This window comes from Streptomyces sp. NPDC054840 (genome assembly GCF_053611065.1).
In genome coordinates, this window is sequence record NZ_JBSGZP010000501.1 from 1 (window position 1) to 5,548 (window position 5,548).

Sequence of the window (5,548 nt, forward strand, 5' to 3'; positions counted from 1 at the left end):
GCCGCCAGCTCCGGGTCAGTCCGGCCTGCGCGTCGATCTGCACGGAGAGGATCCGGATCGCCTCGGGGGCCGCCCGCAGATCCGTCTCCTCGGCGAGTTCCCGGGCGGCGGCCCGCTCGAAGCCCTCCCCGGGGTCGACCTTGCCGCCGGGCAGCTCCCAGCGGCCGTCGTGCGCCTGGCCGAGCAGCACCCGGCCGTCCGCCGCGACGACGACCAGTCCGACGCCGACGACGGCGTGAGGCTGGGGCAGGGCCCGTTCGGGGCGTTCGCCGATGGTGGTCATGGACGTCCTTCCGAGGGAGGGGTGGGCCGTGCCCGTACATGGATCCGCTCGCCCTGGGGGCCGAAGAGGCTGAGGAACTCCGCCGGCTGCGGACCCGCGTTGAAGAAGGCGTGCGGCGTGTGGGTGTCGAACTCGGCGGCCTCGCCCGGACCGAGGACGAGGTCGTGCGCGCCGAGCAGCAGCCGGATGCGTCCGGCGAGCACGTACAGCCACTCGTAGCCCTCGTGGACCTGCAGCTCGGGCTCGGGCGGCGGACCTTCGAGGGGCGGGAGGATCTGCTTGAAGGCGTGCACCCCGCTGAATTTCCGGGTCAGCGGCACGTAGGTGCTGCCGTGCCGGACGAACGGGCGCGGGCGGATCCGGGGGTCCCCGGTCTCGGGGGCGCCGACCAGCTCGTCGAGCGCCACCCGGTGCGCCCTGGCCAGCGGAAGCAGCAGCTCCAGCGTCGGCCGGCGCTGTCCGGACTCCAGCCGGGAGAGGGTCGAGAGCGAGATGCCGGTGGTCTCGCTGAGCTGGGCCAGCGTGGTGCCGCGCTGTCGGCGCAGGGCGCGCAGCCGCGGCCCAACGGCGGTGAGCACGTCGGCGAGTTCCTCGTCCTGCTCCTCGGTGGCCATGGACCCATTTGCCGCTTCGGCAACAACATTTGTCAAGCGGGCAGCCCTGGGCGGACCCTCTCAGGCATGGACAACGCAAGCGACAGCTCCTTCGACGTGGTGGTCGTGGGCGGTGGGGCCGCCGGGCTGGCCGGGGCCCTGACCCTGGTCCGGGCCCGCCGTTCGGTACTGGTCATCGACTCCGGCAGCCCACGCAACGCCCCGGCCGCGCACATGCACGGGTACCTCGGGCAGGACGGGGAGAGCCCCGCCGCGCTGCTGGCCAAGGGGCGGGCGGAGGTGGCCGGCTACGGCGGGGAGATCCGGCCGGCCACGGCCGTGGCCGCGGACCGGCTGCCCGACGGGAGTTTCCTGGTGCGCTGCGGGGACGGCAGGACCGTCGGAGCGCGCCGACTGCTGGTCGCCACCGGCCTGGTGGACGAGCTGCCCGCCGTGCCGGGTCTCGGGGCGCGCTGGGGACGGGACGTCCTGCACTGCCCGTACTGCCACGGCTGGGAAGTCCGGGACCGGCCGATCGCGGTGCTGGCCGACGGGCCCCTCGCCGTGCACCAGGCCCAGCTCTGGCGGCAGTGGAGCGAGCGGACCACCCTGCTCGCGCACACCTGGCGGCTCACCGCCCAGGACCGGGAACTGCTGGCCGCCCTCGCGGTCGGGGTCGTCGAGGGCGAGGTGACCGGCCTCGCGGTCCAGGAGGACCGGCTGGCCGGCGTGACCCTGGCGGGTGGCGCCGTGGTGGAGTGCCGGGCCCTGGTGGTCGCCCCGCGGTTCACCGCCCGTTCGGGCGTCCTGACCGGCCTCGGTCTGCCGACCGTGGTGATGGAGCGGGACGGGCTGGCGATCGGCACCTGCGTCGAGTCCGACCCGGCCACCGGGGCCACCGCTCTGCCCGGGGTCTGGGTCGCGGGCAATGTGAGCTCCCCGCTGGAGAAGGTCCCGGGCGCGGCAGCCCAGGGGGTGAGGGCGGCGGTGGCCATCAACACCGACCTGATCGAGACGGAGACCCGGCGGGCCTTGGAGGTCCATCGCTCGGGCGCCGGCGTGTGAGCCGTGCGCGGGGTGGCCGGGGGCGGGTCACCGGGGGCGGGGTCGCCGGAGGCGGGTCACCGGAGGCGGGCGTCTGAGCGATTTTCGGATATTTGTGCGGGTTTCGGCCGGCTTCCGTTCGTGCAGGCTCTTGGCGGTGTGATCGTCGTACGGTCCAACGGCTCGGGGGGACGCTCCATGGCACATGTGCTGGTCATCGGCGGAGGTGTCGCGGGGGCCGCCACCGCCCTGCTCGCGGCGCGGCGCGGACACACGGCGGAGGTCTTCGAGCGCGATACGCGGGCCCCGGGCACGGCGCTCGACCGTGACTTCTTCGGCTGGCGGCGGCCGACCGTACCGCAGGCGGCCCAGCCGCACGTGCTGCTCGGGGCCGCCCGCAACGTCCTGCGCGGCGATCTGCCCGACGTCCACGAGCAGATGCTCCGGCTCGGCGCCCGCGAACGGAACGAGCTGGACTGGTTCGACGTACGTCCGCCCGCGCGGCCCGGCGACGAGGACCTCGTGATGCTGCAGGCCAGGCGCATCGTGCTGGAGAGCGCGCTGGCCACGGCGCTGCGCGCGGAACCGGGGGTCGTCGTCCGGTACGGGGAGCCGGTCAGCGGGCTGATCACGGCCCCGGGCTCGCCCGAGGGCCCCGGGATCCAAGTGACGGGAGTGACCACCGAGACCGCGAGCTACCCGGGGGACCTCGTCGTGGATGCCGGCGGGCGACGCGGCGGCACGGAACGCAGGCTGGCCGAGGCCGGCTGCCGGCCACCCGTCGTGGAGCGGCACCGCACCGGGCTCGCGTACTTCTGCCGCTGGTACCGGCTGCCCGAGGGCATGGACGAGGGGCCGCGCAAGCCGTGGGCGGTGACCGGCGGGCCGTTCGCCGGGTGCGCCGTCTTCCCGGCCGACAACCGGGTCTTCGCCGTGACGCTGTTCGTGCACACCGCGGACACCACGCGCTCGGCGCTGCGCGACCCCGCCGTTTTCGAGGCGGCGGCACGCGCCTTCCCGCCCGGCGCGGCCTGGCTGGGACTGGGCGCCGAGCCGCTGTCGGGGGTCCTGGCCACGGCGAGCCTGGACAACCGGTGGAGCGCGCTGGTCGACGAAGCGGGCCCGGTGGTGACGGGGCTGGTGCCGGTCGGGGACTCGATCGCGCACACCAACCCGACCCTCGGGCAGGGCACCTCGTTCGCGCTGTGGGCCGCGCGCAGGGTGGCCCGTACGGCGCACCGGGACCCGGGATCGGCGCGGTACGCCGCCGATCACCACGCGTGGGCGGAGCGCACCCTGAAGCCGTGGTTCGACTTCCAGGTCGTCGCGGACGCGGCGATCGGGGAGCGCTTCGCGACCCGGGCGGTGCGTGGCGGGACGGCGCGCCAGGTGTCCGCGCTGTTCGACTGCGCGCTGGAGGATCCCGTGGTGATGCGGGCGCGGGCGCGGGTCCGGCATCTGGCGGAGCCGCCCGAGCGGGCGTACGCGGATCCGGAGATCCGCGCCCGGGTGACGCGCTGGCTGGCGGCTCGGCCGCACTACGCGCCGAACGGGTCGGGGCCGGACCGGGAGGAGTGGGAGAAGCTGACGGCGGGCTGAGGCGCGGGGCTGCGGCGGGGGGCTGAGGCGGGGTGGTCGCGGCAGGGTCGTGGCGGCCGGACAGCGGCGGCCGCTCAGCCTGCGGCCCCGGCGGCCGGGTCGGCGGTGGGGCCGGCGGTGGGGCCGAGCACCTCGGCGAGGTCGTATCCGACGACCTCCTCCAACTGGGCGTAGGTGCAGCTCTTGGGTGTCCGGTCGGCCCGCCAGCGGTGGAACTGGGCCGTGTGCCGGAAGCGGTCGCCCTCCATGTGGTCGTACCTCACCTCGACGACCCGCTCCGGTCGCAGCGGCACCCATGACAGGTCCTTCGTGCCGGTCCAGCGGCTCTGCGCACCAGGCAGCCGGGCACTCTCGTGGGCGGCCTCCTCGGCCCAGGCTGCCCACGGGTGGCCGGTCGGGTCGGGCATGCGCAGGGGTTCGAGTTCCTCCACCAATTCGGCGCGGCGCTTCATGGGGAAGGCGGCGCACACGCCCACGTGCTGGAGGGTGCCGTGGGCGTCGTACAGGCCGAGCAGCAGCGATCCGACAATCGGACCGCTCTTGTGGAAACGGAAACCCGCGACGACGACGTCCGCCGTACGTTCGTGTTTGACCTTGAACATGAGGCGGGCGTCCGGCCGGTAGGGGAGATCGAGGGGTTTCGCGATCACCCCGTCCAGACCGGCGCCCTCGAATCGCTCGAACCACTCCCGCGCGAGCGCGGGATCGGTGGTCGCGGGCGCGAGATGCACGGGGGGCCGAGCAGTGGACAGGGACCGGACGAGGGCCGTACGACGGTCGGCGAGCGGGGTGTCGAGGAGTGACTCGTCACCGAGGGCGAGCAGGTCGAAGGCGACGAAACTGGCCGGGGTCCTCTCGGCCAGCAGGGCGACCCGGGACTGGGCGGGATGGATCCGCTCGGTCAGGCGGTCGAAGTCGAGCCGCCCGCCGTGCACGATCACGATCTCGCCGTCCATGACGCACCGGCTGGGCAGATTGCTTTTCAGAGCCCCCACCAACTCGGGGAAGTACCTCGTCAGGGACTTACCCGTCCGGCTGCCGATCTCGATCTCGGCGCCGTCGCGGTGGACGATGGCCCGGAATCCGTCCCACTTGGCTTCGTACTGCATCCCTGGCGGGATCTTCGCGACGGACTTGGCGAGCATCGGCTTCACGGGCGGCATCACGGGCAGATCCATGCCTTCGATTCTGCGGTGGTACGTCCGGCCCCGCCCGGTATGCGCGTACCACCGGGCCCGCCTACCGTGGCGCACATGGGTGCTGCCGGTAATGCGATCGAGCTGGACGCGGGAGGGCGGACGGTACGACTGTCCAGCCCGGACAAGGTGTACTTCCCGGAGCGCGGCCTCACCAAGAGGCATGTGGCCGAGTACTACCTGGCTGTCGCGCCCGGCATCACGCGCGCCCTGCGCAACCGTCCGACGACCCTGGAGCGCTTCCCGGACGGGGTGGAGGGCGAGTCCTTCTTCCAGAAGCGGGCCCCGAAGAACCTCCCCGACTGGATCCCCACGGCGCACATCGAGTTCCCGAGCGGCCGCTCGGCCGACGAGATCTGCCCGACCGAACCGGCCGCCGTCCTGTGGGCGGCGAACCTGGGGTGCCTCACCTTCCATCCCTGGCCGGTGCGGCGCGAGGACACCGACCGCCCCGATGAGCTCCGGATCGACCTGGACCCACAGCCGGGCACCGACTACCACCATGCGGTGGCGGCCGCCCATGAACTGCGAGCCCTCCTGGGAGAATTGGGGCTGCGTGGCTGGCCCAAGACCTCGGGTGGCCGAGGGCTGCACGTCTTCGTGCCGATCGAGCCGCGCTGGACCTTCACCGAGGTCCGCCGGTGCGCCATCGCCCTCGGCCGGGAACTGGAGCGCCGAATGCCGGGCAAGGTCACGACGGCTTGGTGGAAGGAAGAGCGCGGCGAGCGGATCTTCGTCGACTACAACCAGACGGCACGCGACCGCACGATCGCCTCCGCCTACTCGGTCCGCCCCCGCCCGCACGCCCCGGTATCGGCGCCACTGCGCTGGGA

The 5,548-nt window shown here is 73.6% G+C and carries 6 protein-coding genes; 3 read left to right on the forward strand and 3 right to left on the reverse strand.

Translation table 11 applies throughout. The features are described 5' to 3' along the window. Both ACWGIU_RS27940 and ACWGIU_RS27945 read right to left on the reverse strand, forming a co-directional pair. A partial coding sequence (locus tag ACWGIU_RS27940) for an NUDIX domain-containing protein (RefSeq protein WP_453710313.1) occupies positions 1 to 283 on the reverse strand: 283 nt, incomplete at its 3' end. Continuing rightward, positions 280 to 897, reverse strand: coding sequence for a helix-turn-helix domain-containing protein (locus ACWGIU_RS27945; RefSeq protein WP_453710315.1), 618 nt, complete (start codon positions 895 to 897; stop codon positions 280 to 282). The genes ACWGIU_RS27940 and ACWGIU_RS27945, both read right to left, overlap by 4 nt. 66 nt (positions 898 to 963) lie before the next feature. On the opposite strand from ACWGIU_RS27945, the gene ACWGIU_RS27950 reads away from it, so the two are divergent. Both ACWGIU_RS27950 and ACWGIU_RS27955 read left to right on the forward strand, forming a co-directional pair. Next, complete coding sequence (locus ACWGIU_RS27950) at positions 964 to 1,941, forward strand: NAD(P)/FAD-dependent oxidoreductase (RefSeq protein WP_453710317.1); 978 nt, start codon at positions 964 to 966, stop codon at positions 1,939 to 1,941. Between the two features lie 177 nt (positions 1,942 to 2,118). Next, on the forward strand, positions 2,119 to 3,519 hold the full coding sequence (locus tag ACWGIU_RS27955; protein ID WP_453710319.1) for an FAD-dependent oxidoreductase: 1,401 nt from the start codon (positions 2,119 to 2,121) through the stop codon (positions 3,517 to 3,519). Positions 3,520 to 3,593: 74 nt separating this feature from the next. Here ACWGIU_RS27955 and ACWGIU_RS27960 read toward each other — a convergent pair whose 3' ends face one another. Further along, positions 3,594 to 4,697: an ATP-dependent DNA ligase gene (locus tag ACWGIU_RS27960; RefSeq protein WP_453710321.1), complete on the reverse strand. Its 1,104-nt coding sequence runs from the start codon at positions 4,695 to 4,697 to the stop codon at positions 3,594 to 3,596. 75 nt (positions 4,698 to 4,772) lie between these two features. Here ACWGIU_RS27960 and ligD point away from each other — a divergent pair. Then, positions 4,773 to 5,548, forward strand: a 776-nt coding sequence (ligD, locus tag ACWGIU_RS27965; protein WP_453710323.1) for a non-homologous end-joining DNA ligase, incomplete at its 3' end; no start/stop codon positions are given.

Excerpts from the sequence above, each read along its gene's own strand:
- ACWGIU_RS27960 (WP_453710321.1), bottom strand. The coding sequence starts at position 4,697 with ATGGATCTGCCCGTGATGCCGCCCGTGAAGCCGATGCTCGCCAAGTCC.
- ACWGIU_RS27945 (WP_453710315.1), bottom strand. The coding sequence starts at position 897 with ATGGCCACCGAGGAGCAGGACGAGGAACTCGCCGACGTGCTCACCGCC.
- ACWGIU_RS27955 (WP_453710319.1), top strand. The coding sequence starts at position 2,119 with ATGGCACATGTGCTGGTCATCGGCGGAGGTGTCGCGGGGGCCGCCACC.
- ACWGIU_RS27950 (WP_453710317.1), top strand. The coding sequence starts at position 964 with ATGGACAACGCAAGCGACAGCTCCTTCGACGTGGTGGTCGTGGGCGGT.